Source organism: Paracoccus marcusii (assembly GCF_006151785.1).
GTDB lineage: Bacteria > Pseudomonadota > Alphaproteobacteria > Rhodobacterales > Rhodobacteraceae > Paracoccus > Paracoccus marcusii.
The window spans coordinates 1-24,596 of sequence record NZ_VDDD01000004.1 but is presented as its reverse complement, the minus strand read 5'-3'; the positions used below and the strand labels follow the sequence as shown (position 1 = coordinate 24,596).

The following is a 24,596-nucleotide window of genomic DNA, read 5'->3' as shown; positions in this document are numbered from 1 at the left end:
AGCATGGCCCTAAAATGGGACATTGGCACTATTCTGTTGAAAAATGCCACATTGGCCATCGGAACTGAACTGATGGAAAATGGCGGAGAGGGTGGGATTCGAACCCACGGAACCCTTGCAGGCTCAACGGTTTTCGAGACCGCCCCGTTCGACCACTCCGGCACCTCTCCGCGCTTCTTGGTGTGGTGACGCGGAATTAGAGGGGTGGGGGTTGAAGCGCAAGAGGGTTTGGACGAAAAAATCCCGACCGTCGAAATTTTTCGCGAAAGGTGCGGGACATGCTGACCATTCTGGGATTGCTTGCCGTTCTGGCACCTCCCGTTCCGGCGGTGCCGCCGCCTGCGGACATCCATCTGGTGCAGATGCAGCAGGACCCGGCCGACCGCATGTGGCGCACCCTGGACCTGGCCGCACTGATGCCGATCCTGCAGGAGGAGGCCGTGACCGAGGCCGCCCGGATGGAGGGCGAGGGGCTGATCGCCGGGGGCGGCCTGCCGTGGGCCCGTGTCGTCGCGCGAATCCACGACACCCCGCGGATGGAGGCGCTGTTCCGGGCGGGCGTCCGCGACGCCGCCGCGCGCATGGACCCGCAGCTGGTGGATCGGGCACTGGCCTTTCACGGGTCCGGCCTGGGCCAGCGGGTCATCCGCCTGGAGGGGTCCGCGCGGCGCGCCCTGCTGGAGGAGGGGGTCGAGGATCAGGCACGGGCGGACTTTGCCCGCGCCCTGCGCAACGGTGATCCGCGTGCGGAACAGATCGTCCAGTTGATCGACGGAGCAGACCTGATCGCACCCAATGTCGCGGGTGGCCTGAACGCGGCCATCGCCTTTTCCCGCGGCTATGCCGAAGGGGGCGGGTTCGACATGGCCCCGGATCAACAGCAGCTGATGGCCGATGCTTGGGCGCAGCGCGACCAGATCGAGGCGGAGGCGACGGTCTGGCTGCAGGGTTTCCTGATGCTGGCCTATGGCCCGCTGAGCGACGCCGAACTTGCGGATTATGCCCAGCACGCCGCATCGGCCGAGGGGCAGGCGCTGTCGCAGCTGCTGTTTGCGGGGTTCGACCGGGTTTTCGGACAGACCTCGTATGACATGGGCATGGCCGCGGCGCTTCGCGGTCAGGGACAGCAGCTTTGATCGTCGTCGTCGGCGCATTGGCGCAGCCGCAGCTGCGCGCGGTGCTGGGCCTTGACGGAACGCCCGTCGAGGTACCGGGTGTCCTGACCGGCGGCCACCGGGCGGGGGTCGTGCTTGACGGCTGGCCCGCGCTGCTGCCTGCGCCGGGGTCGGTCCCGGGGTTGGCCATACAGCCGACGCCGCAGCTGGATCGCTATGCCGCGGTGATGGGCCTGACGGTGCAGGAGGTGGGCAGGATGCAGGTCATGGGCATCGGACCCGGACCCGCCCCGGATCACGCGCCGATCGTCGACCGTGACGCGATCGCCGCCGAAATCGCGGTCCAGATCCTGCAGGCACCCAGCGGGACGGAGGCGGACCTGTTGGCATGGCGGCTGCCGATGATGGGAATCTGGGCGGGCAGCCGGCTGCGCGCCCGCGCATCGGCGCCGTCGGGGCAGGGAATCGTCCCGCAGCGTCTGGCCGATGCGTTGCGCGTTCAGCAGCGCAGTCAGCCGTTCCTGGGGTTCTTCGGGGTCGAGCGGCAGGTGCTGACCCATGCCCTGCATCAGGGCGGCGAGACCGCCCCCATGACCCGCGAGGCGTTCCTGTCGGGCGATGCTGCCGTCATGCTGCCTTGGGACCCGGTCCGCGACCGCGTTCTGGTGATCGAGCAGTTCCGCATGGCCCCCGCCCTTCGCGGCGATCCGCAGCCATGGCTGCTGGAGCCGGTCGCCGGTCGCGTGGACGCCGGTGAGACCCCCGAGGCCGCGATCCTGCGCGAGGCGCAGGAGGAAGCGGGGCTGCAAGTCACGCGGCTGATCCCGGCCTTCAACACCTATCCCAGCCCCGGCGCGCTGTGCGAGTTTCTGTATCACTATGTCGGCATCGCGGACTTGCCGGACGGCTGCGCCGGTGTCCACGGGCTGGATTCAGAGGCGGAGGATATTCGCGGCCACCTGATGGACCGCGAAACGCTGTCCGCGCTGGTGGATGCGGGACAGATCGCCAATGGGCCGCTGGCCACCCTGTCCCTGTGGCTGGACGCGCGGCGGGACCGGCTGCGGGCGCAGGTCTGAGGGGCAGGGCGGGGTTGCCCCTCCAACCCGGGGGCGTATAGGTAAATGGAAAGTCCTGCACCTGTGAACAAAGGGTCGATCGCCATGCGAATCTATTCTGATCTGGCCGACGCGATCGGCAACACCCCGTTGATCCGCCTGAACCGCGCCAGCGAGGAGACCGGCTGCGAGATCCTCGGCAAGGCCGAATTCATGAACCCCGGCCAGTCGGTCAAGGACCGCGCGGCGCTGTACATCATCAAGGATGCGGTCGCGCGCGGCGCGCTGCGCCCCGGCGGCACCATCGTCGAGGGGACGGCAGGCAATACCGGCATCGGCCTGGCCCTGGTCGGCGCATCGATGGGGTTCAAGTCGGTGATCGTCATCCCCGAGACCCAAAGCCAGGAAAAGAAGGACATGCTGCGGCTGGCCGGCGCGACCCTGGTCGAGGTTCCGGCCGCCCCCTACAAGAACCCCAACAACTATGTCCGATATTCCGGCCGTCTGGCCGAGGCGCTGGCGCGCACCGAGCCGAACGGGGCCATCTGGGCCAACCAGTTCGACAACGTGGCCAACCGCCAGGCCCATGTCGAGACGACCGGACCCGAGATCTGGAAGCAGACCGACGGCAAGGTCGACGGGTTCATCTGCGCGGTGGGCTCCGGCGGCACGCTGGCGGGCGTGGCCGACGCGCTGCAGCCCAAGGGCGTCAAGATCGGCCTTGCCGATCCCGAAGGCGCGGCCCTGCATTCGTTCTACACCACCGGAGAGTTCGACAGCCCCGGCAGTTCGATCACCGAAGGCATCGGCCAGGGCCGCATCACGGCCAACCTGGAGGGGTTCACCCCCGATTACAGCTGGCGCATCCCCGACGAGGAAGCGCTGCCCATCGTCTTCGACCTGCTGAAGGACGAGGGGCTGTGCCTGGGCGGATCGTCCGGCATCAACATCGCGGGCGCCATCCGCATGGCGCGCGAGATGGGGCCAGGCCATACGATCGTCACCATCCTGTGCGATTACGGAACCCGCTATCAGACAAAGCTGTTCAACCCCGACTTTCTGCGCGCCAAGGGCCTTCCCGTACCGGAATGGCTGACCCGTCCGGCGCCGGATCTGCCGCAGGTATACGAAGACTGAAAGGTTTCATGCGACATCTGATTGCAACGTTCCTGGTGGCGCTGCTGGCCCTGACAGCCGCGCCCGCCATCGCCCAATCCGTAAACTATGACACCTGGAACCAGGTCGCCGAACGCGCCGAGTCGCTGACCGCGAACCCCCAGGCCACCAACGAGGAGCTGGCCCGCACGCGGGCGCGGATCGTCGACTGGCGGGATCGGCTGCAGGAGGGTCAGAACGCCAACGGCGACCGCATCGCCACCCTGCGCAACCAGATCGAGGCCCTTGGCCCCGCGCCCGCAGAAGGTGCGACCGAGGACGAGGAGGTCGCCAACCGGCGGACCGAGCTGAACCAGCAGCTGTCCACCGCCCAGGCCCCCCGCATCGCCGCGACCGAGGCCACCAGCCGCGCCAACTCCATCATCGGCCAGATCGACGAGATCGTGCGGCAACGTCAGGCGCTGGAACTGGCCAAGCAGACGCCGTCTCCGGTGCTGCCCGCATCGTGGGCCGCGGCGGCGACGGACGGCCTTGCGCTGCTGGAGGGTGTCGGAGGAGAGGTGTCGGGCCAGAACGCGACGCCCGAAATCTGGGCCGACCTGCGTCCCCGGCTGCCCTATGTGGCGGGCTACCTGATCGCGGCGCTGCTGATCCTGACCTATGGCCGGGCATGGATCGTGGCGCTGCCCACCCGCCTGTCCAGCCGGGCGTCCGAATATTCCAAGGCCGTGCTGGCCTTCGTCGTGTCCCTGGGCCAGATCGCCGTGCCGATGGCAGGTGTCTATCTGGGCATCAGCGCCATCCAGGCCACCGGTCTGCCCGGACCCTGGACGACGCCGTTCCTGAATGCCCTGCCGGTGGCAGCGGTGATCCTGTTCGGCGGGATCTGGATGGCCCGTGCGCTGTTCCCGCGCACCGCCATCGCCTATACCTCGCTGCAGATGACCGAGGAGGCTCGCGTCTCAGCAGGTCGCATGGTCCAGACGCTGGCCCTGCTGATGGCCATCCACCACATCCTGTCACGCGCCATGCTGCCGCTGTCGGGCCTATATGAACAGGGCGAGGCGCAGGTCGGCCGCGTCCCCGTCCAGTTCGGAGAGGCCTCGGCCGGCGTCTGGCACCTGGTGCTGATCGTGCTGGCCGCGCTGGCGATGTTCCGGCTTGGCAACATCCTGCGGCGGCTGACGCGCGATGCCGTGACGCAGGACCTGTCCTATCGCCACTGGATCGCGGCCTGGGCGGGGCGTCTGACGCGCATCATCGCGCCGATCGCAGTGCTGCTGACAGCGGCCGGTTTCGTCAACCTGGGCAACCTTCTGGTCTGGCCGTGGCTGTTCTCGCTGGCGCTGGTGGGGCTGCTGATCCTGCTGCAGGACTTCACCGCCGACCTGTTCAACATGATGCAGCGCGGGGCCGAAGGCGCACGCGAGGGGCTGGCCCCGCTGCTGACCGGGTTCGGCCTGGTCCTGGCGTCGATCCCGATCTTTCTGATCATCTGGGGGTCGTCCGGCGCCGAGCTTGCCGAATACTGGGTCCGGTTCCGCCAAGGCATCAGCCTGGGCGGGGTGAACCTGTCGCCGGGCGCGATCCTGACCTTCCTGATCATCTTCGCCATCGGCTATGCGCTGACGCGCGGGGTACAGGGGATGCTGCGCACCTCGATCCTGCCCAAGACGCGGCTGGATGCGGGCGGACAGAATGCCGTGGTGTCGGGTCTGGGCTATGTCGGGATCTTCCTAGCGGCGCTGTTGGCCATCACCTCGGCCGGGATCGACATGTCGTCCTTTGCGATCGTCGCGGGTGCGCTGTCGGTCGGTATCGGTTTCGGCCTGCAGAACATCGTGTCTAACTTCGTCAGCGGGATCATCCTGCTGATCGAGCGTCCGGTCAGCGTCGGCGACTGGATCAGCGCTGGCGGCCAGCAGGGCATCGTCAAGAAGATCTCGGTCCGCGCCACGCTGGTCGAGACCTTCGACAAGACCGAGGTGATCGTCCCGAACAGCGACCTGATCAGCCAGCCGGTGACCAACTGGACGCGTCACAACAAGGTCGGCCGGATCATCATCCCCGTCGGCGTTGCGTACGGCAGCGACACGAAGAAGGTCGAGAATGTCCTGCGCGAGATCGTCGAGGATCACCCGTTGGTTTCCATCGACCCGGCACCGGCGATCCTGTTCCGGGGCCTTGGGGCAGATGCCCTGAACTTCGAGATCCGGGCGATCCTGGCGGATGTCGGCACGGGGCTGGGCGTGACGTCGGACCTGCTGCACTCCATCGTCCAGCGCTTTGGCGCAGAGGGAATCGAGATCCCCTTCGCCCAACGCGACATCTGGTTGCGCAACCCCGAGGCGCTGCCCGGTCAGTCGCACGGGCCCGCGTCGCGGAGCGCGCAGCCTGGTGCCCTGACGGCACCCACGACCGTCAGCCCCGAACTGACCCGCGATGACGCCGATGAGGCGCCGGGCCTGCCGGACGACGGTGACAGCCGCTGATCAACCCTCCGGGGCATGGGGCTAGGCGCCGCATGCCCCGGATCAGGCCACAATCCGGTCGGATTGGACGTCGTTGTCACCGTCGTCGGGCAACCCTTCGCGCGACAGCATCACGGCAACGCCCCGCAGCCAGGGGATATGGGCGCAGATGATCATCAGCGCGACCATGATCGGAACCGCCAGGAACATCCCCGGCACCCCCCAGATCGCCCCCCAGAAGGCAAGCGACAGAATGATGCCGAAACTGGACAGCCGCAGCGTCTGGCCCAGCAGCATCGGATCGATGATGTTCCCGATCAGGAACTGCGTGACCGCGCACAGCACGCCCACGATCACCGTGGCCGTCGGATCGCCGGTCAGCACGAAGGCCAGAAGGACCGCGATCAGCGTCGCGATGATCGACCCGACCGACGGGATGAAGTTCAGGACGAAGGTCAGAAGGGCCACTGCGGTAGCCAGCTCCAGCCCCATCGTCCAGAAGATCAGCCAGACGATCGAGGCCGTGACCGCGCTGACCCCGGTCTTGACCACCAGATAGCGGTTCACGCGGTGCATGATCGACGCGATGATGCGGCGGATCTGGCGCGCGTGGTCGGCGTCATTGGCCAGACGCTCGATCTTCAGCGGGAACCACACCTGTTCGGCGAACATGAATCCGACGAACAGGATCACCAGCACGCTGCCCGACAGCAGCCCGGAGGCCTGTCCCGCCAACGACCGGATCCAGCCGGTGATGTTGAAGTTGGTCAGCGCCGTGATGATGCGTTCCTGTGCCTCGGGGCCAAGACGCTCGGTCAGGGCGGGCAGGGCGGCCTGCGCCCGTTCGGCATAGCTGATCGCCAGGAACACCACCTCGTTCACCTGCGCGACGATGGTGGTCGACACCCACAGCAGCCCAAGCGCGATCCCGATCAGCGCCAGCGTGGTCGCCAACCAGTTCGGCACCCGAAGCCGGGTCGAGATGGCATGAATCGCATCCGACGTCAGCGAGAACAGGATGATCGCGATCGCCAGAGAGATCAGGATGAACTTGGCCTGTACCAGCATGAACATCAGCAGCGAGAATGCGATCAGCCCCAGAAACCCCGTCTGCAGGCGCTCTCTCAGCACGGTCTCGTTCGAATGGTCCAAATGACGCCCCTGCGGATCGGAAAAACCCGACCCCGGCGGCCGGGGTCGGGTCGATGATGTCAGTCCTGCGCGGGCGCGGTCTGGCCGGGATCGCCCTCGTCCAGGTCGACCGCGTCGCCCTGTTCGGCAATCCGCGCGACCGAGACGACGACCTCTCCGGCGGCTGTGTTGAAGACCCGCACCCCGCCCGCGCTGCGCGAGCGGAAGCTGATGCCCTGCACCGGGACCCGGATCGACTGTCCAGTCGATGTCGCCAGCATGATCTGATCAAAGCTTTCGACCGGGAAGCTGGCGACCAGCGGGCCGCCCCGCATGGCGCGGTCCATCGCCATCACGCCCTGCCCCCCACGGCCACGGACCGGATAGTCGTGGCTGCTGCTGATCTTGCCCGATCCCTTGGCGGTGATGGTCAGGATCAGATCTTCGGCCGCCGACATCTCGATGTAGCGTTCCTGGGTGACGGTGCCCTCGGGGGTGTCGTCATCCTCGTCCGCTTCGGCGCCGTCGTCCAACGCACCGGCAACCGCACGGCGCATCTTCAGATAGGCCACGCGTTCGGACGGGTCCGCCTCGAAATGGCGGATGACCGACATGCTGACGACCTTGTCGCCCTCGGCCAGACGGATGCCCCGGACGCCGGTAGAATCGCGGCCCTTGAAGACCCGCACCGCCGTGGTCGGAAAGCGGATCGCGCGGCCCTGCGCGGTGACCAGCATCACGTCATCCTGCTCGGTCGCCATCCGCACGTTCACCAGCGTGACGCCCTCGGGCAGCTTCATCGCGATCTTGCCGTTCGCGCGCACGCTGCCGAAATCGGACAGCGCGTTGCGACGCACGTCGCCGTCATCCGTGGCAAAGACCACCTGATAGTTGTCCCATTCCGTTTCCGGCGCATCCATCGGCAGCAGCGCCGCGATGCTGACGCCCGCGCCGATGGGCAGGATGTTGACCATCGCCTTGCCCTTGGAGGTGCGGCCCGCCAGCGGCAGGCGCCAGGTCTTCATCCGATAGACCATGCCGTCGGTCGTGAAGAACAGCAGCTCGGTATGGGTGTTGGCCACGAACAGCGTGGTGACCACGTCGTCTTCCTTGGTGGCCATGCTGGACAGACCCTTGCCACCGCGCCGCTGCGCGCGGAATTCGGCCAGCGCGGTCCGCTTGATGTAGCCGCCAGAGGTGATGGTGACGACCATGTCCTCGCGCTCGATCAGGTCCTCGTCCATCATGTCGCCGGACCAGTCGACGATCTCGGTGCGGCGCGGAACGGCGAACAGATTGCGGACCTCGCGCAGCTCGTCCGCGATGATCGCCATGATCCGTTCGCGCGACGCCAGGATCGCCAGATAGTCGCGGATGCTGTCGGCCAGCGACTGCAGCTCGTCCGTGATCTCCTTGACGCCCAGCTGGGTCAGACGCTGCAGGCGCAGCTCCAGGATGGCGCGGGCCTGCGTCTCCGACAGGTTGTAGGTCCCGTCCTCGTTCACCGGATGCAGCGGATCGTCGATCAGGCGCAGGTATTCGACGATGTCATGGGCGGGCCAGCGCCGCTCCATCAGCTTCTCGCGGGCCTCGGCGGCATCGGCGCTGCCGCGGATGGTGGCCACGACCTCGTCGACATTGCTGACCGCGACGGCCAGGCCGCACAGCACATGGCTGCGTTCACGGGCGCGGCGCAGCTCGTAGGCGGTGCGGCGGGCGACGACCTCCTCGCGGAAGCTGATGAAGTAGGTCAGGAAGTCGCGCAGCGCCAACTGTTCGGGCTTGCCGCCGTTCAGCGCCAGCATGTTGCAGCCAAAAGTCGTCTGCAGCTGGGTAAAGCGGAACAGCTGGTTCAGCACCACGTCGGGGGTCGCATCACGCTTCAGTTCGACCACGACGCGCACGCCGTGGCGGTCGGATTCGTCCTGGACGGTGGCGATGCCCTCGACCTTCTTCTCCTTGGCCAGTTCGGCGATCCGCTCGATCAGGGTCGATTTGTTCACCTGATACGGGATCTCGTCGATGACGATGGCAAAGCGGTCCTTGCGCGGTTCCTCGATATGGGTCTTGGCACGGATCATGACGCTGCCGCGACCTTCCAGATAGGCCTTGCGCGCCCCGGACCGGCCCAGGATCGTGGCGCCCGTGGGAAAGTCGGGGCCCGGGATGATCTCCAGCATGCGCTCGGTGGGCAGGTCGGGATCGGCGATCAGCTCCAGCGTGGCGTCGATGACCTCGCCCAGGTTGTGCGGCGGGATGTTGGTCGCCATGCCGACGGCGATGCCGCCCGCGCCGTTGACCAGCATGTTCGGGAACCGCGCCGGAAGGACGGTCGGCTCGCGGTCCTTGCCGTCATAGTTGTCCTGGAAATCGACGGTGTCCTTGTCGATGTCCATCAGCAGGAAGTTGGCGGGCTTGTCCATCCGTACTTCGGTATAGCGCATGGCCGCGGCCGGATCGCCGTCCATCGACCCGAAGTTGCCCTGGCCGTCCAGCAGTGGCAGCGACATCGAGAACGTCTGCGCCATCCGCACCAGCGCGTCATAGATCGCGCTGTCGCCATGAGGGTGATACTTGCCCATCACGTCGCCCACGGACCGCGCGGACTTGCGATAGGGCTTATCGGCGGTGTTGCCGCTTTCGTCCATCGCATAGAGGATGCGGCGGTGAACCGGCTTCAGGCCGTCGCGCAGGTCGGGGATCGCCCGGCTGACGATCACCGACATGGCATAGTCCAGATACGAGGTCCGCATCTCGGCGCTGATGTCGATCATGGGGCCGTCGTGATGCATCACGACGCGGCCCGCGGCACCGTCTTCGGGGGTTTCGGGCAGATCGTCTTCTGGGGTGTCGGCCACGGGTATTCCTCAACATCTAGTTGGGGTTCGGTATAGCCGAGCCTGCCGCAGGGGGCAATCGCGCCCCGCCTCCAAGGTCAGGAAATCACGCCTTGCGGGGGTCTCAGGCGCCCTTGCGCGCGGCCACTGCCCACAGGCCCGCCAGACCCGCCGACAGGATCGCGTTCCAGCCCGCCATCGACACGCCCATGAACTGCCACGCGATCTCGTCGCAGCGGACCACGGGGGCGGATTGCAGGCGGGCCATCAGGTCCTGCGTGGTCATCCGCGACAGATCGCCCACGCCGCCCGAACAATGCGCCGGTCCGGCCCACCACGTCATCTCGACCCCGACGTGATAGATCGCAAGCCCCATCGCCGCACCCGCCGCGATCATCCCCAGAACCGCCAGCGCCCGCACCCGGCCGGTCAGCCAGATCAGCGCCGCGATGCCAGCCGCCGCCACATGCGGCCAGCGCTGCAGGATGCACAGCTCGCACGGGGCATAGCCCGCCGCCTGGAAGCCAAGCGCCGCGATCAGCAGCAGCGCGGACCCCGCGCCCGCCAGAAGGGAAAGCCTGATGCCCGTCACAGGTACCTCACCGTCGCAAAGCCGCCTATCAGGCAGGCCATGAAGATGGAGAACATCAGCCCAAGCCGACGTTCGATGAAATCGCGAATCGGCGGCCCGAACCGCCACAGCAGCCCGGCCACGACATAGAACCGCCCTGCGCGGCCGATAATGCTGGTCAGCACGAACAGGGGCAACGAAAAGCCCACGGCGCCGGAAAAGATGGTGATGACCTTGAAGGGAAAGGGCGTCAGCGCCGCGACCAGCACGGCCCAACCGCCAAACTCGGCAAAGCGCGCGGCCAGGTCGTCGAACGCGGCCTCCTTGCCGTACATGGTCAGAACCCACATGCCGACGCTGTCCATCAGGACCGCGCCGATCGCGTATCCCAGCAGCGCGCCCAGAACCGACCCCGCCGTGGCGATGAAGGCAATGGCCCAGGCCCGCGCCCGCTGCGCCAGCACCATCGGGATCATCAGCACGTCGGGCGGGATCGGAAAGACCGAACTTTCGATGAAGCTGACCGTGAACAGCGACGCGTTCGCGTGGCGATGCGACGCCAGCCCCATGGTCCAGTCGTATAGCCTGCGCAGCATGTCCGCCCCTTTGTCCGTGCCCCGTGCATCCCCCCGCAGGGCCGTCGCGTCAAGCGCCTTGCACGCCCGTCGCGGCGCTGTGATGCTTGGCGGGAACCCCCGGCGGGGCGGGGCGTTCGGGGCGACAGCCAGCAGGGGGACCAGGGCATGCAGTGGCGCGGACGACGGGGCAGCGGAAATGTCGAGGATCGGCGGGGCATGGGCCGCGCCGGGGTCGGCGGATTGGGCGTGGCGGGCACGCTGGTGGTGCTGGCGGTCGGCTATTTCTTCGGGATCGACGTGACGCCGCTGGTCCAGGGCCTGGATCAGGGCGGCGGGCAGTCCACCGAACTGAGCCAGCGCGACCAGGAATGGGGCGAATTCGTCAGCGTGGTTCTGGCCGACACCGAAGAGGTCTGGCAACCCGTGCTGCAGCAGCAGGCTGGCGTCGCCTATCAAGACCCGACCCTGGTCCTGTTCAGCGGCGTGGTGCAATCGGCCTGCGGTGGTGCGTCGTCGGCCATGGGTCCGTTCTACTGCCCCGGCGATCAGCGCGTCTATCTGGACACCGACTTCTTCGACATGATGGCGGATCGCATGGGCGCGGGGGGAGATTTCGCCGCAGCCTATGTCATCGCGCACGAGGTGGGGCATCACGTCCAGAACCTGACCGGCACCCTTGGCGCCGCGCAGCAGCCGGGTCTTTCGGAAACGCAGGCCAACCAGTTGTCCGTCGCGACCGAACTGCAGGCCGACTGCTATGCCGGCATCTGGGCACGCCAGGCGCAGGAACGTTTCGGCACCCTGGACGTTGGCGATCTGGACGAGGCGATGCGCGCAGCAGAGGCCGTCGGCGATGACGTGATCCAGGCCAGTGCGGGCCGGACCCCCATGCCCGACAGCTTCACCCACGGCAGCGCGGCGCAGCGTCAGGAATGGCTGATGCGCGGGTTCGACTCGGGCGACATGAGACAATGTGACACGTTCGGTGCCGGGGCCCTGTGATCCCGACACCAAACAGACCGGAGGAAATGATGACCCTGATCCTGACTTTCGCGGGCCTTCTGACCGCTTTCGCCATCACCTTGGCCTTGGGTGCGCCCAAGCCACGTCCGGTCGCCATTCGCGATCGCGACTGACCGTCAGCGGGGCAGGCGGTGCGGTCGTTGGTCCTGCGTGGCCCAGTCCGGCCACCAGCCCAGCTTTTCCAGCGCCAGCAGCGCAAGCCCGATCGCGATCACGGCGATCACCAGCTTGACCATCTTGGCACTGGGAGGGTTGCGCGCCCATTTTGCCGCACGCAGCAGCCATATCATGTTCATCGCGCGTCCTGCCTGTTAAATCGGTGCCGAATCGAAACAGACGCCGCGACGAAACTCAAGAGCGATAGCCCGTGCCGAACCACCGCGACAGCCGCAACCTTCCCTACAGTGCCCGCCAGATGTACGATCTGGTGGCCGATATCGAAAGCTATCCCCAGTTCCTGCCTTGGAACAGCGCGGCCCGCATCCGGACGCGCACCACCCGCCCCGACGGCGCGGAGGAGATCGCCGCCGATCTGGTCATCAGTTTCAAAGTCTTTCGCGAACGCTTTGGAAGCCGGGTCGTCCTGTGGCCCGAGCAGGGCGGCGTCTGGAAGATCGACACGGAATATCTGGACGGCCCGTTCAAGTACATGCGCAGCGGCTGGTCCTTCAAGGATCGCCCGGAAGGGGGCTGTCAGGTCGAGTTCTTCGTCGATTTCGAATTCAAGAACGCGATCCTGCAACGCCTGATCGGCGTCGTCTTCCACGAGGCGATGTCCCGCATCGTCCGTGCTTTCGAGGATCGAGCCCGCAAGCTGTATGGATGACAAGGAAAAAGGCCGCCCGGTAGGGCGGCCTTCGTCATTCAGCTCAGCGCCGCTTTCAGCGCTTCCGCCTTGTCGGTGCGTTCCCAGCTGAACGCGGTCGCCCCGTTCAACGCATAGGGTTCGCGACCGAAATGACCATAGCTGGCCGTCGGGCGATAGATCGGATGCAGCAGGTCCAGTTCGCGGATGATCGCGAACGGGCGCAGGTCGAACACCTCGCGCACAGCCGCGACGATCCGGTCGACCGGCACGGTTTCGGTCCCGAAGCAGTTCAGGCTGATCGAGGTGGGCTCGGCCACGCCGATCGCATAGCTGACCTGGATCTCGCAGCGCTTGGCAAGACCGGCCGCCACGATGTTCTTGGCAACCCAACGGCCGGCATAGGCCGCCGAGCGGTCGACCTTGGACGGATCCTTGCCCGAGAACGCACCACCGCCATGACGGGCCATGCCGCCATAGCTGTCGACGATGATCTTGCGCCCGGTCAAGCCGCAATCGCCGACGGGACCGCCGATGACGAACTTGCCGGTGGGGTTGATGAAGAACTTGGTCGCATCCGACAGCCATTCCGCAGGCAGGACCGGGCGGATGATCTCCTCGATCACCGCCTCGCGCAGGTCGGCCAGGCTGATCTCGGGGTTGTGCTGGGTGGACAGCACGACCGCGTCGATCCCCTCGGGGCGGCCGTCGGCGTCATAGCGCAGCGTCAGCTGCGATTTGGCATCTGGGCGCAGCCAGGGCAGGGTGCCGTCGCGCCGCACCGCCGCCTGGCGTTCGACCAGACGATGGGCATAGGTGATCGCGGCGGGCATCAGCACGTCGGTCTCGTCGCTGGCATAGCCGAACATCAGCCCCTGGTCGCCTGCGCCCTGCTCCTCAAGGCTCTCGCGGTCGACGCCCTGGTTGATCTCGGGGGACTGCTTGCCGATGATGTTGATCACCGAACAGGTCGCCCCGTCAAACCCCACATCCGACGAATTATAGCCGATGTCGGTGATCACCCCGCGCACGATGGATTCCAGATCCACCCAGGCACTGGTGGTGATCTCTCCCGAGATGATGGCGACGCCGGTCTTGACCATGGTCTCGCACGCAACGCGGGCGCGCGCGTCCTCGGCCAGGATGGCGTCCAAGATCGCGTCCGAAATCTGGTCGGCGATCTTGTCGGGATGGCCCTCGGACACGGATTCCGAGGTGAAGGTCGAATATTCTGTCATGACATCAATACCGGTAATGGTCGGATTTGAAGGGGCCCTCGGGCGTCACGCCGATATAGGCGGCCTGTTCGGACGACAGCACGGACAGTTTCGCACCGATCTTGTCCAGGTGCAGCCGCGCGACCTTTTCGTCCAGCGCCTTGGGCAGGATGTAGACGCCGGGCTTGTAGTCGTCGCCCTTGGTCCACAGTTCGATCTGCGCCAGCACCTGGTTGGTGAAGCTTGCCGACATCACGAAGGACGGGTGGCCCGTGGCATTGCCCAGGTTCAGCAGGCGCCCCTGCGACAGCAGGATGATGCGATTGCCCGAAGGCATCTCGATCATGTCCACCTGGTCCTTGATATTGGTCCATTTGTGGTTGCGCAGCGCCGCGACCTGGATCTCGTTGTCGAAATGGCCGATGTTGCCGACGATCGCCATGTCCTTCATGGCACGCATGTGCTCCAACCGGATCACGTCGCGGTTGCCGGTGGTCGTGATGAAGATGTCGGCGCTGTCGGCCACATCCTCCAGGGTCACGACCTCGAACCCGTCCATCGCGGCCTGCAGCGCGCAGATCGGATCGACCTCGGTCACCTTCACGCGGGCGCCGGCGCCCTGAAGGCTGGCGGCCGAGCCCTTGCCCACGTCGCCATAGCCGCAGACGACGGCAACCTTGCCCGCCATCATCACGTCGGTGGCACGGCGGATGCCGTCGACCAGCGATTCCTTGCAGCCGTACTTGTTGTCGAATTTCGACTTGGTCACGCTGTCGTTCACGTTGATCGCGGGGAAGGGCAGCTGGCCGTTCTTCTGCAGATCGTACAGGCGGTGGACGCCGGTTGTCGTCTCCTCGGACACGCCGACGATCTGGTCGCGCATCTTGGTGAACCAGCCGGGCGACTGCGCCAGACGCTTGGCGATCTGCGCCTTGATGACGGTTTCTTCGTCCGACTGCGGCACGGGGATCACGTCCTCGCCGGCCTCGGCGCGGGCACCCAGCAGGATGTACAGCGTCGCATCGCCGCCATCATCCAGGATCAGGTTCGGGCCCTCGGGGAACTGGAACGAGCGATCAAGGTAATCCCAATGCTCGGCCAGGCTCTGCCCCTTGATGGCAAAGACCGGAACGCCCGCGGCGGCGATGGCGGCAGCGGCGTGATCCTGGGTCGAATAGATGTTGCAGGACGCCCAGCGGACATCCGCGCCCAGATGGGTCAGCGTCTCGATCAGGACGGCGGTCTGGATGGTCATGTGCAGGCTGCCGACGATCCGGGCACCCGCCAGCGGCTTGGCCTCGCCGTATTCGGAACGCAGCGCCATCAGGCCGGGCATTTCCGTCTCGGCGATGTCCAGTTCCTTGCGGCCGTATTCGGCCAGCGCAATGTCCTTGATGATGTAATCGGTCACGGCTGCTCTCTTCGGTCATTCACAGGTTGCAACCGGGATACCGCAAGCACCATGGGTCCGAAAGGGGCTAATCCGTCACATGCCGGCCATATGGGGTTGGCTGCTGCGCGCCATCCGATGCACGAAATCATGGGTAAGATGCTTGGCGGTGGTCAGGGAATCGCGTTCCTCGGTCCAATCCTTCAGGCGACCGTCCAGAACCAGCCGCGCAAGCCCCACCACATAGCAGCGCGCGGACAGGGCCAGCATCGCGATATCCTCGCGCGGGTGCAGGCGACCGGTATCGCGGGCCCGTGCCAGCATGCGCAGCGTCAGATCGGCGATGCTGTCGGTATAGCGGCGCAGGATGGGTTCGTGCCGCGCGTTGGTCAGATCGCAGTCCTGCAGCAGCCTGAACTGCGCGGGATAGCGGCAGGCCCAATCCAGATAGGTGTCGCCCAGGCTCAGGAACTGCGCGACGGGGTCGTCGGGATCGACGCGGACCACCGCGCGGGTGCAGCTGTCGATCAGCACGACCAGCGCCTGTTCGACACTGGCCACCAGCAGGGTGCGTTCATCGGCGAACAAGGCACGGACCCGTTCGACGGGTTCGCCGACGGCTTCGGCGATATCGGCAATCGTGGGGGGCTGGCGGCGTTGGTCCAAGACAAGCGTCATCGCGGCACTGATGGCGCGGTCGTGCAGACCCCTGGGGTCACGGCGTTCCGACAGGTGTTTCATCACGATGCAATCCGATCCGTTGCGGGGTGGGCCAAACGAAAACAGATGACTTGAATGTGATTTAGGGCCAGAATGCCCCAGAAAAGCAGCCGTGGAATCAGTGTAGCAACCAAATTTGTGCATCTTAAACGGGTGCGCAATTCGGATAATACAATCATAGCACGAAGTGTCGCCTTGGCGACATATCTAAATGGACAGGTCCGCGTGCCGGGGGGCACGCGGACCTGTGATTTCAGCAACCTCGCGGTGGATGCGTATCAGGCGCCGGACCGTGCGACGCGCTTGCGTTCGTGCGGATCCAGGTGCCGCTTGCGCAGGCGGATGTTCTTCGGCGTGACCTCGACCAGTTCGTCGTCGTTGATATAGGCGATCGCCTCTTCCAGCGACTGGCGGACCGGGGGCGTCAGGCGGACGGCCTCGTCGGTGCCGGAGGCACGGACGTTGGTCAGCTGCTTGCCCTTCAGCGGGTTCACCTCAAGGTCGTTGTCCCGGCTGTGTTCGCCGATGATCATGCCCTGATACAGCTCTTCCTGGGCGCCGATAAAGAACTTGCCGCGATCTTCCAGTTTCCAAAGCGCATAGGACACGGACACGCCGTTCTCCATGCTGATCAGCACGCCCTGGCGACGGCCCTGGATGGCGCCCTTGTGCGGCGCCCAACCGTGGAAGATGCGGTTCAGCACGCCGTTGCCGCGCGTATCGGTCATGAACTCGCCCTGATAGCCGATCAGGCCACGCGACGGGACATGGGCCACGATGCGCGTCTTGCCGACGCCGGCGGGACGCATCTCGACCAGGTCGCCCTTGCGGTCGCCGGTCAGCTTCTCGATCACCACGCCGGTGTATTCATCATCGACGTCGATGATGACTTCCTCGATCGGCTCCAGGCGCTGGCCGTCCTCTTCCTTGTAGATCACGCGCGGGCGGCTGATCGACAGCTCGAACCCTTCGCGGCGCATGTTCTCGATCAGGACGCCCATCTGCAGTTCGCCGCGACCCGAGACAACGAAGGCCTCGCCCCCGGGGGTGTCCTCGACCTTGATGGCGACGTTGATCTCGGCTTCCTTCATCAGGCGCTCGCGGATCACGCGGCTCTGGACCTTCTTGCCGTCCTTGCCGGCCAGCGGGCTGTCGTTGATGCCGAAGGTGACGCTGATGGTCGGGGGATCGATCGGCTGCGAGGGCAGGGCCTCCATCACGTCCGGGTGGCACAGCGTGTCGGCCACGGTGGCCTTGGCCATGCCCGCGATCGTCACGATGTCACCGGCCTCGGCCACGTCGATCGGGGTCTGGGTCAGGCCGCGGAACGCCATGATCTTGCTGATGCGGAACTGCTCCAGCCGCTCGCCGTCGCGCGACAGCGCCTTCAGCGTGTCGCCGGCCCTGGCGGTGCCCGCCTCGACGCGACCGGTCAGCAGACGGCCCAGGAAGGCGTCGGCGCCAAGCGTGGTCGCCAGCATCTGGAACGGCTCGTCCGCGCGGGTGATCTGCTTGGGCGGCTGCACGTGCTTCAGGATCAGGTCGAACAGCGCGTCCATGTTCTTGCGCTCGCCGTCCAGCGTCGCGTCGGCCCAACCGCCGATGCCCGAGGCATAGACATGCGGAAAGTCCAGCTGCTCGTCGCTGGCGCCCAGGTTGGCGAACAGGTCGAACACATCGTTCAGCGTCTCGTCGGGCTCGGCTGCGGGCTTGTCGACCTTGTTCAGCACGACGATCGGGCGCAGGCCTAGGGCCAGTGCCTTGGAGGTCACGAACTTGGTCTGGGGCATCGGGCCTTCCGCCGCGTCGACCAGCAGGCAGACGCCGTCCACCATCGATAGGATGCGTTCGACCTCGCCGCCGAAATCGGCGTGGCCGGGCGTGTCGACGATGTTGATGCGGGTGCCCTTCCATTCGACCGAGGTTGCCTTGGCCAGAATGGTGATGCCGCGTTCACGTTCGATGTCGTTGCTGTCCATCGCGCGTTCCGCGACGGCCTGGTTGTCGCGGAAGGAGCCCGACTGACGCAGCAGCTGGTCCACCAGGGTGGTTTTGCCGTGGTCGACGTGAGCGATGATGGCGATGTTGCGGATATCCATGACGGCCTTAATCTGTAGGTTTCGCGGCTGCCCTAGCCGATAAGGGCCGCGAATGCCAGCCCGCAAATGCGTGTGGCCCCCGACACGGGGGTCGGGGGCCATGCTTGTCACAGTTCCGTCGCGTCGGACGGAGACGTCCCGTCAGGTGCGGCGACGCGACAGGCCGCCCCAGACGCGACCGGCATCGCGGTCCGAACCGCCCTTGATGGCGCCCATCCAGGCGGCCAGACCAGAGACCAGCGACGACACGGCCAGGAACAGCGCGCTCCACACCGCACCGCGGCGGGCGGATTCGGCAGCGGCGATGGCGGCATCCTGTGCCTCCTGCAGCTGCTGTTCGGCCTGCGCCTGCAGTTCCTGGGCGCGCTGTTCGGCAGCGGCCACGGCTTCCTCAGCCTGGGTCCGCGCTTCTTCGATGCGGGCTTCGGCTTCGGCACGCAGGTCCTGGACTTGGGTCACGGCTTCCTCGACGCGGGCGTCGATCTGGGCCGGGGTCAGGTCGGTACGGGCAGCAAGCGCGTCGCGCAGATAGTCCAGATCGTCATCGGCCACCTCGCCCGTGCGCAGCACGGTGCCCAGGATGCCGGTGACCTCGTTGCGGATCGCCTCGTTCGAGAACTGATCCGGTGCCGCAGCCTCGCTGCGCAGCAGACGGTCGGTCACATAGTCCAGCGGATTGCCGCCCATGTCCTGACCACCAGCGGCCTCACCGGCGCCCGAAATCGCACCGCTGGCGAGCTGACCGACGCCACTGACGGCACCGCCAGCGATTTGGCCAACGCCACCGACGACGCCGCCGGCCAGCTGGCCGGCGCCCTGAACGGCACCACCCACGGCGGAACCTGCGGCCTCGACCGCGGTCGAAGCCGCATTGCCGGCCGCGCGAACGCCGCTGGAGACCGCGCCTGCGGCCAGGATGCCCGTCAGGATCATGCCGATTGCCCAAACGGTCAGGCCATGGATGCCGTCACGTGCATCCGTTTGGTCCTCACCGGAATGGGTGCGACGGCGCATCCGCCCCGACACGTATCCACCCAGACCATAGACGGCCACCATGGACGCGAAGGCGAACAGGCCGACCAGGATCAGGGCGAACGTCCCCAAACCTTCGCCCGGCTCTGCCGAGACGGAACCAAGACCGATGGCAGCCGTGAAGCCCGTGAAGACGACCGAGGCGCCCGCGGCGATGGCCGCACCGGCAAGGATGGATGCCCAGTCGACATGGGGGCGCGAGCCGGTGCCGGCTGCTTCGAGGTTTTCGTTCATGCTGTTAACCCTCAACGCAGGCCGAGGAACGACAGGACGAACAGGACGACGACAACCAGGCCGACAATGTAGATGATCGAGTTCATGGCATTTTCCCTTTGCTTTCGGCGTCTGCCGCGCCCGGGGGCGCGACACGGCGACGCATCTGTCAGCAAACGGACCACGCTGCGCGCAAGTTCCCTGTTGCACAGGAAAATCCGACCGGATGTTGCGCGGGTTCAACCGGCGGCGTGCAGCCAGCCCAATCCGGACTGGGTGGTTCGGACGGGGGCGTATTCCGCCGATACCCAGCCACGGTACCCCCAGTCGTCCAACTCCGCGAACAGGGCGGGATAATCCAGGGTGCCGACGTCAGGCTCGTTCCGGCCGGGATGGCCCGCGATCTGGATGTGGCGCACCAGCGGGGCGACCTTGCGCCAGCAGGCCTGCATGTCGCCCGTGATGACCTGCGCATGATAGGTGTCCAGCTGCAGCCCAAGGTTCGGCGCGGCGATGCGGTCGATGACGTCGATGGCCATGCCGTAATCGGTCAGAAAATAGCCCGGCATGTCGGTGTCGTTCACGGGTTCGATCGTCAGGCTGGCATGGGGGGCGCGGTCCGCGGCCCAGGACAGGTTCGCGACAAGGGTCTCCAGCGCCTGAGCACCCTCGGCGCGACCGGCCATGATGTGGATGTGACGCGCGCGCAGCGCCTGCGCCACGCGCAGGCTGCGTTCGAAATCGCGACGAAAGCGATCCTCCAGCCCCGGAACGGCGGCAAACCCGCGTGGCCCGCCGGCCCAGTTCGGCGGCGGCGCGTTGATAAGCACGATCGGCAGCGCCGTCTTGACCGACGCGCGATAGAGGTCCTGCGCCGCGATGTCATAGGGGAACAGGATCTCGACCCCGGTGAACCCGGCCTCGGCCGCGGCGGCAAAGCGGTCGATCATCTGCAGTTCGGTGAACAGCGTCGTCAGATTGGCTGCGAACTGCGGCATTCAGGGCTCCAGCGCGAAGGACTGTCCGCCGGACCGCACCGCCGCGCGCCCGTCGGGCCCGGGATCGGCCGCGGCCGCCAGACGGTAGAAGGTCTTGCGGTCGATCAGCGCCTCCAGCCCGCCGCGCACATGGACATAGGGCCGCGGAACCTCGGCCGTGCCGCGGATGATGATTGCGTGATCCGGGCCCGCCGTCACCCGTTCGCCCATGTTGGTGACGAAGGTGATCGCGTCCTGAGCGATGTCGGCATCGGTGACCAGAAAGGGCGCATCCTCGACCCGGATGCCGATCTTCTCGACCGGAGAGACCAGGTAAAATCGGTCGCCCTCACGCTTCAGGATGCTGGCGAACAGTCGCACCATCGCGGGGCGTCCGATGGGCGTGCCTTCGTGCAGCCAGGTGCCGTCCGCGCAGACGGTCAGGTCCATCTCTCCGCAATAGGGCGGGTTCCACAGATGCACGGGCGCAGGCCCGTCCTTGGCCGCGATCGCCGCGGCCTGGGCCAGCCCGTCGGGGTTCACGCTTTTGTCACCGTTTTCCGCCATTCGATCTGGTCGCCTGTGTCTGGACTGCCTATGCTTTCCTTAAACCAGCGCGGGGGCAATGTCATGACGTCGGACGAATTTCTGGTGCAAGAGGTCCAGGCCCTGGCCGCCCGCCTGTCGGACGCCCGCGCCAGCGTCGAACGCCGTTTCGTGGGCCAGCACGAGGTGGTCGAACAGGTTCTTGCATCGATCCTGTCCGGGGGGCACGCGCTGCTGATCGGGCAGCCGGGCCTGGGCAAGACGATGCTGGTCGACACGCTGTCGACGGTTCTGGGCCTGGACAGCGCCCGCATCCAGTTCACGCCCGACCTGATGCCCGCCGACATCCTGGGGTCCGAGGTCCTGGACGCGCGGCCCGACGGAAGCCGGGCGTTCCGCTTCATCGAGGGGCCGGTCTTCACGCAACTCCTGATGGCCGACGAAATCAACCGCGCCAGCCCCCGTACCCAATCCGCCCTGCTGCAGGCCATGCAGGAGCGCGAGGTCACCATCAGCGGCCAGCACCGCCCCCTGGGCCGTCCGTTCCACGTCCTGGCCACCCAGAACCCGATCGAGCAGGAGGGCACCTATCCGCTGCCCGAGGCGCAGCTGGACCGGTTCCTGCTGCAGATCGACGTCGATTACCCGGACCGCGACACCGAACGCCAGATCCTGATCGCCACCACGGGGCTGGAGGATGACACCCCGCACGCGGCCTTCACCCCTGACCAGCTGATCGCGGCACAGCGCCTGATCCGCCAGATGCCCGTGGGAGAGACCGTGGTCGAGGCGATCCTGGACCTTGTCCGCGCCGCCCGCCCCGGCGCACCCGAGGCCGCGTCCTTCGTCACCGATGCGCTGACCTGGGGGCCGGGTCCGCGCGCCGCGCAGGCGCTGATGCTGGTCAGCCGCGCGCGTGCCGTGCTGAACGGCCGCTATGCGCCGACGCTGGACGACGTGGCCGCGATGGCGGCGCCCGTGCTGCGGCACCGCATGGCGCTGTCCTTCGCTGCCCGGGCACGCGGAGAGACGGTCGACGCGGTGATCGGCCGCCTGCTGGACGACCGCATCGGCACCCGTCGCGCCGCATGAGCGTGACGCCCACCGATCTGCGCGCGCGGGCCGAAGGGGTCGCCGGGCATCTGCCCGGCCTGATCCTGTCGGCCGAACGGCTGGCCGCGATGGTAGCCCCGGGCGCCCATGGCCTGCGCCGCGCCGGTCCCGGAGAGGATTTCTGGCAGTACCGCCCCGCGGGCGCGGGCGACGGGGCGCGCAGCATCGACTGGCGGCGGTCCGGCCGGTCGGACAGCCAGTTCGTGCGCGACCGCGAGGCGCAGACGGCGCAATCCGCCGCCCTGTGGCTGTCGCGCGCGCCCGGCATGGATTTCACCGGCGGGCCCGACCGCCCGACCAAGGCCGAACGCGGTCAGATCCTGACGCTGGCGCTTGGCATGCTGATGCTGCGCGGGGGGGAAAAGGTCGGGCTGCTGGGCCAACCCGCACGGGCCGGCCGCATCCAGGCCGACCGCCTGGCAGAACAGCTGGCCACGGGTACCGCCGCCGAGGATGCCGCCCCGGCCCACGCCCTGCGACCGAACCTGCGGGTGGTGATCCTGTCGGATTTCCTGACCGATCCGGGCTGGGTTGCGGACCTGCTGGGGCAGGCGGCGGGCCTGGGCCTGTCGGGCCTGCTGTTCCAGATCCTGGACCCGCACGAGGCGCATTTCCCCTATGACGGCGCGGTCGAGTTCCGCTCTGGCAGCCTGCGGCATGACAGCCGCGATGCCGGCGGGCTGCGCGCGGCCTATCTGGCCCGGCTGGCCGAACGACAGGCCTGGCTGGAGGGGCAGGCGCGGCGGGCAGGCTGGCAGTTCGGCACGCATCTGACGGACGCCGACCCCGCACAGGCGCTGAACTGGCTGTGGCAGGCACTGGGGCAGGGGGCGCGCTGATGCTGCTGCTGGGGCCCTTGGGTTTCGCCGCGCCATGGCTGCTGGGCGCGCTGATCGCGCTGCCGGTCTTGTGGGTGATCCTGCGCGCCATGCCGCCCGCGCCGCGGCGGGTGATCTTTCCGGGCGTCGCCCTGTTGGCAGGGCTTGTCGATCGCGCGCCCATCGCCAGCCGCACGCCATGGTGGCTGCTGCTGATCCGTTTGGCGGCGGTGGCGGCGGCGATCCTGGCCTTTGCGGGGCCCGTCTGGCGCCCCGTGGTGCAGCCCGCGGCCGACGGGCCATTGCTGATCGTGATGGATGCAGGCTTTGCCGCCGCGCCCGATTGGGCGGCCCGCCAGACACGCGTCGAAACCGCCCTGACGGATGCCGCCGCCGCGGGTCGGCCCGCGGCATTGCTGATGGCCGACGGACGGGGTCAGGGCGCACTGGCGTTCCAGCCCGCCGATGCCCTGCTGTCCGGCCTGCGCGCGGCGCAGCCGCAACCCTGGTCGACGCGTCTGCCCGACGATCCGGGCGCCACGCTGGCCGATGCGCCGGAGGGGTCGCTGTCGACGCTGTGGATCGCGGACGGGACCGATCATCCGAACCGCGCGGCTTGGCTGGCGGCCCTGGCGGATCGCGGCACGGTGACGGTCGTGCCGCCCGCGCGTCCGCTGCGGACGCTGGCGCTGGCTGCGGGCGACACGCCGTCGCTGACGCTGACCTCGGTCGATGATGCCGCCCCGGCGATCCAGGCCATCGGCCCCGATCCGCAGGGGATCGAGCGTGCGCTGGCCAGCCTCACGCCCGGCGACGCGACGGATGCCGACGGGTTGACCGTCCGCCCCGTGGCCATCGACCTGCCGCCCGAACTGCGCAACCGGATCACTCGCTTTCAGATCGAGGCCGAGACCCATGCCGGCGCGGTCGTTCTGGCGGATGACCGCGTGCGCCGCCGCAAGGTGGCCCTGGTTGGCGATCCGCTGGCCGAAGGCCAGCAGCTGTTGGCCCAAACCCACTACCTGCGCCAGGCGCTGGCCCCCACGACCGACTTGGTCGAAGGCGCCTTGGGCGATGTCCTGGACACCGCGCCCGACGTGATCGTGCTGGCAGATCAGGTGCAGCTGGCCGAGACGCTGGACCTGACTCAATGGGTGGCCGAAGGTGGGCTGCTGATCCGCTTTGCGGGGCCGCGCATGGCCGGTTACGACCGCCTGGCCGAAGAACCGCTGCTGCCCGTGGCGCTGCGCCAAGGCGGGCGCGACATCGGCGGTGCGCTGTCCTGGGGCGACCCGCGCGGGCTCGCGCCGTTCCCCGATGACGGTCCCTTTGCGGGCCTGCCCGTGCCGGATGATGTGTCCGTCCGCGCGCAGCTGATGGCCCAGCCCGCGCCCGATCTGGCGGGGCGCACGATCGCGTCGCTGTCCGACAACACGCCGCTGATCACCCGCGACCGGCTTGGCCAGGGGCAGGTCGTGCTGGTCCATGTGACGGCCAATGCCGAATGGTCGAACCTGCCGCTGTCGGGCCTGTTCCCGCAGATGATGGAGCGCCTTGTCGCTACCGCCCGCCTGTCACCCTCCGAGGCTGCGACCGAGGACCTGACTCAACCCTTTTGGACGCCCGAGGCCGTGCTGGACGGGTTCGGGCGTCCCGCCGAGGCCCAGGGCCTGACCCCGGTGCCCGCCGCCGATCTGGCGCAGGGGACGGGCCCCGACCGCCCCGCGGGCATCTATGCGGCGGGCGAGCGGCGCCGGGCGCTGAAC

At 67.3% G+C, this 24,596-nt stretch carries 21 protein-coding genes and 1 tRNA gene; 9 read left to right on the top strand and 13 right to left on the bottom strand.

Going from position 1 to position 24,596, the window contains the following annotated elements; translation table 11 throughout:
• Positions 1-80: 80 nt before the first annotated feature.
• Positions 81-170: transfer RNA gene (locus tag FHD68_RS01410), tRNA-Ser, on the bottom strand.
• A gap of 108 nt (positions 171-278) precedes the next feature.
• On the opposite strand from FHD68_RS01410, the gene FHD68_RS01405 reads away from it, so the two are divergent.
• From FHD68_RS01405 to FHD68_RS01390, 4 genes are all read left to right on the top strand, one after another.
• Complete coding sequence (locus FHD68_RS01405; RefSeq protein WP_127898492.1) at positions 279-1,136, top strand: hypothetical protein; 858 nt, start codon at positions 279-281, stop codon at positions 1,134-1,136.
• Positions 1,133-2,194, top strand: coding sequence for an NUDIX domain-containing protein (locus FHD68_RS01400; RefSeq protein ID WP_127898491.1), 1,062 nt, complete (start codon positions 1,133-1,135; stop codon positions 2,192-2,194). Before FHD68_RS01405 ends, FHD68_RS01400 begins: the two co-directional genes overlap by 4 nt.
• 84 nt (positions 2,195-2,278) lie before the next feature.
• Positions 2,279-3,310, top strand: a complete 1,032-nt coding sequence (locus FHD68_RS01395) for a cysteine synthase A (protein WP_127898490.1) — start codon at positions 2,279-2,281, stop codon at positions 3,308-3,310.
• Between the two features lie 8 nt (positions 3,311-3,318).
• On the top strand, positions 3,319-5,781 hold the full coding sequence (locus tag FHD68_RS01390) for a DUF3772 domain-containing protein (RefSeq protein WP_127898489.1): 2,463 nt from the start codon (positions 3,319-3,321) through the stop codon (positions 5,779-5,781).
• Between the two features lie 42 nt (positions 5,782-5,823).
• On the opposite strand, the gene FHD68_RS01385 is transcribed toward FHD68_RS01390, so the two are convergent.
• The 4 genes from FHD68_RS01385 to FHD68_RS01370 form a co-directional block, all read right to left on the bottom strand.
• On the bottom strand, positions 5,824-6,912 hold the full coding sequence (locus tag FHD68_RS01385; protein ID WP_240542403.1) for an AI-2E family transporter: 1,089 nt from the start codon (positions 6,910-6,912) through the stop codon (positions 5,824-5,826).
• Between the two features lie 59 nt (positions 6,913-6,971).
• Positions 6,972-9,749 (bottom strand): DNA gyrase subunit A, encoded by a 2,778-nt coding sequence (gyrA, locus tag FHD68_RS01380; protein ID WP_371705397.1) that lies wholly within the window; start codon positions 9,747-9,749, stop codon positions 6,972-6,974.
• A gap of 103 nt (positions 9,750-9,852) precedes the next feature.
• Positions 9,853-10,320 carry a disulfide bond formation protein B gene (locus FHD68_RS01375; RefSeq protein WP_045980734.1) on the bottom strand — a complete coding sequence of 156 codons (468 nt, stop codon included), beginning with the start codon at positions 10,318-10,320 and terminating at the stop codon, positions 9,853-9,855.
• Positions 10,317-10,895, bottom strand: coding sequence for a YqaA family protein (locus FHD68_RS01370; RefSeq protein WP_045980733.1), 579 nt, complete (start codon positions 10,893-10,895; stop codon positions 10,317-10,319). The genes FHD68_RS01375 and FHD68_RS01370 overlap by 4 nt, the downstream gene beginning before the upstream one ends.
• 147 nt (positions 10,896-11,042) lie before the next feature.
• Here FHD68_RS01370 and ypfJ point away from each other — a divergent pair, with 147 nt between their 5' ends.
• On the top strand, positions 11,043-11,879 hold the full coding sequence (gene ypfJ, locus FHD68_RS01365) for a KPN_02809 family neutral zinc metallopeptidase (RefSeq protein ID WP_127898488.1): 837 nt from the start codon (positions 11,043-11,045) through the stop codon (positions 11,877-11,879).
• 137 nt (positions 11,880-12,016) lie between these two features.
• On the opposite strand, the gene FHD68_RS01360 is transcribed toward ypfJ, so the two are convergent.
• Positions 12,017-12,196, bottom strand: coding sequence for a hypothetical protein (locus FHD68_RS01360; protein WP_127898487.1), 180 nt, complete (start codon positions 12,194-12,196; stop codon positions 12,017-12,019).
• Positions 12,197-12,267: 71 nt separating this feature from the next.
• On the opposite strand from FHD68_RS01360, the gene FHD68_RS01355 reads away from it, so the two are divergent.
• Complete coding sequence (locus FHD68_RS01355; protein WP_127898486.1) at positions 12,268-12,726, top strand: type II toxin-antitoxin system RatA family toxin; 459 nt, start codon at positions 12,268-12,270, stop codon at positions 12,724-12,726.
• Positions 12,727-12,764: 38 nt separating this feature from the next.
• Here the strand turns inward: FHD68_RS01355 and metK are convergent, their stop codons facing one another.
• The 7 genes from metK to FHD68_RS01320 all read right to left on the bottom strand — a co-directional run bounded on the left by metK (position 12,765) and on the right by FHD68_RS01320 (position 20,920).
• Positions 12,765-13,943, bottom strand: coding sequence for a methionine adenosyltransferase (metK, locus tag FHD68_RS01350; RefSeq protein ID WP_127898485.1), 1,179 nt, complete (start codon positions 13,941-13,943; stop codon positions 12,765-12,767).
• Positions 13,944-13,947: 4 nt separating this feature from the next.
• A complete protein-coding gene (ahcY, locus tag FHD68_RS01345) occupies positions 13,948-15,333 on the bottom strand; it encodes an adenosylhomocysteinase (protein ID WP_127898484.1) in 1,386 nt (461 codons plus the stop codon).
• Between the two features lie 75 nt (positions 15,334-15,408).
• Entirely contained in the window at positions 15,409-16,053 is a 645-nt protein-coding gene (locus FHD68_RS01340; RefSeq protein WP_167550349.1) for a TetR/AcrR family transcriptional regulator, read from the bottom strand.
• A 257-nt stretch (positions 16,054-16,310) separates the two neighbouring features.
• On the bottom strand, positions 16,311-18,131 hold the full coding sequence (gene typA, locus FHD68_RS01335; protein ID WP_045980726.1) for a translational GTPase TypA: 1,821 nt from the start codon (positions 18,129-18,131) through the stop codon (positions 16,311-16,313).
• Positions 18,132-18,272: 141 nt separating this feature from the next.
• Positions 18,273-19,397 (bottom strand): hypothetical protein, encoded by a 1,125-nt coding sequence (locus tag FHD68_RS01330; protein WP_240542402.1) that lies wholly within the window; start codon positions 19,395-19,397, stop codon positions 18,273-18,275.
• 218 nt (positions 19,398-19,615) lie between these two features.
• The gene (locus FHD68_RS01325) at positions 19,616-20,374 is read right to left on the bottom strand and encodes a hydroxypyruvate isomerase family protein (protein WP_045980724.1); all 759 of its coding nucleotides are present in this window, start codon (positions 20,372-20,374) and stop codon (positions 19,616-19,618) included.
• The gene (locus tag FHD68_RS01320; protein WP_127898482.1) at positions 20,375-20,920 is read right to left on the bottom strand and encodes a DUF1285 domain-containing protein; all 546 of its coding nucleotides are present in this window, start codon (positions 20,918-20,920) and stop codon (positions 20,375-20,377) included.
• Between the two features lie 63 nt (positions 20,921-20,983).
• On the opposite strand from FHD68_RS01320, the gene FHD68_RS01315 reads away from it, so the two are divergent.
• The 3 genes from FHD68_RS01315 to FHD68_RS01305 all read left to right on the top strand — a co-directional run.
• Positions 20,984-21,991 carry an AAA family ATPase gene (locus FHD68_RS01315; protein ID WP_045980722.1) on the top strand — a complete coding sequence of 336 codons (1,008 nt, stop codon included), beginning with the start codon at positions 20,984-20,986 and terminating at the stop codon, positions 21,989-21,991.
• Entirely contained in the window at positions 21,988-22,851 is an 864-nt protein-coding gene (locus FHD68_RS01310) for a DUF58 domain-containing protein (protein WP_127898481.1), read from the top strand. Before FHD68_RS01315 ends, FHD68_RS01310 begins: the two co-directional genes overlap by 4 nt.
• The coding region (locus tag FHD68_RS01305) for a BatA domain-containing protein (RefSeq protein ID WP_208863730.1) at positions 22,851-24,596 on the top strand (1,746 nt) is incomplete at its 3' end. The genes FHD68_RS01310 and FHD68_RS01305, both read left to right, overlap by 1 nt.

Bases quoted from the DNA above. Each gene is read 5' to 3' on its own strand.
- FHD68_RS01405 (WP_127898492.1), top strand. From the start codon at position 279: ATGCTGACCATTCTGGGATTGCTTGCCGTTCTGGCACCTCCCGTTCCG.
- FHD68_RS01395 (WP_127898490.1), top strand. From the start codon at position 2,279: ATGCGAATCTATTCTGATCTGGCCGACGCGATCGGCAACACCCCGTTG.
- FHD68_RS01390 (WP_127898489.1), top strand. From the start codon at position 3,319: ATGCGACATCTGATTGCAACGTTCCTGGTGGCGCTGCTGGCCCTGACA.
- FHD68_RS01370 (WP_045980733.1), bottom strand. From the start codon at position 10,895: ATGCTGCGCAGGCTATACGACTGGACCATGGGGCTGGCGTCGCATCGC.
- ypfJ (WP_127898488.1), top strand. From the start codon at position 11,043: ATGCAGTGGCGCGGACGACGGGGCAGCGGAAATGTCGAGGATCGGCGG.
- FHD68_RS01360 (WP_127898487.1), bottom strand. From the start codon at position 12,196: ATGAACATGATATGGCTGCTGCGTGCGGCAAAATGGGCGCGCAACCCT.
- metK (WP_127898485.1), bottom strand. From the start codon at position 13,943: ATGACAGAATATTCGACCTTCACCTCGGAATCCGTGTCCGAGGGCCAT.
- FHD68_RS01340 (WP_167550349.1), bottom strand. From the start codon at position 16,053: ATGAAACACCTGTCGGAACGCCGTGACCCCAGGGGTCTGCACGACCGC.
- typA (WP_045980726.1), bottom strand. From the start codon at position 18,131: ATGGATATCCGCAACATCGCCATCATCGCTCACGTCGACCACGGCAAA.
- FHD68_RS01330 (WP_240542402.1), bottom strand. From the start codon at position 19,397: ATGAACGAAAACCTCGAAGCAGCCGGCACCGGCTCGCGCCCCCATGTC.
- FHD68_RS01325 (WP_045980724.1), bottom strand. From the start codon at position 20,374: ATGCCGCAGTTCGCAGCCAATCTGACGACGCTGTTCACCGAACTGCAG.
- FHD68_RS01320 (WP_127898482.1), bottom strand. From the start codon at position 20,920: ATGGCGGAAAACGGTGACAAAAGCGTGAACCCCGACGGGCTGGCCCAG.
- FHD68_RS01315 (WP_045980722.1), top strand. From the start codon at position 20,984: ATGACGTCGGACGAATTTCTGGTGCAAGAGGTCCAGGCCCTGGCCGCC.
- FHD68_RS01310 (WP_127898481.1), top strand. From the start codon at position 21,988: ATGAGCGTGACGCCCACCGATCTGCGCGCGCGGGCCGAAGGGGTCGCC.